At 65.0% G+C, this 397-nt stretch carries 1 protein-coding gene; it reads left to right on the top strand.

Annotated elements, in window-relative coordinates:
* On the top strand, positions 1 to 397 hold a 397-nt coding region (locus ACFHWY_RS28890; protein WP_416583386.1), incomplete at both ends, for a HAMP domain-containing protein.

The following is a 397-nucleotide window of genomic DNA, read 5'->3' as shown; positions in this document are numbered from 1 at the left end:
ACGGCGGTGGCGAAGGGTGACCTGTCGCAGAAGATCACGGTTGACGCCCGGGGTGAGATTCTGGAGTTGAAGTCGACGGTGAACACGATGGTGGATCAGTTGTCGTCGTTCGCCGACGAGGTGACCCGGGTGGCGCGTGAGGTGGGTACCGAGGGCAACCTCGGCGGCCAGGCCCAGGTGCGCGGGGTGGCCGGCACGTGGCGGGACCTGACGGACAACGTGAACTCGATGGCGTCGAACCTGACCGCCCAGGTGCGGAACATCGCCCAGGTCTCCACCGCCGTGGCGAAGGGTGACCTGTCGCAGAAGATCACGGTTGACGCCCGGGGTGAGATCCTGGAGTTGAAGTCGACGGTGAACACGATGGTGGATCAGTTGTCGTCGTTCGCCGACGAGG

Source organism: Micromonospora sp. LOL_024 (assembly GCF_048060415.1).
Lineage (GTDB): Bacteria > Actinomycetota > Actinomycetes > Mycobacteriales > Micromonosporaceae > Micromonospora.
The sequence above is the reverse complement of the archived record's forward strand: the minus strand, read 5'-3'. Positions and strand labels throughout refer to the sequence as shown.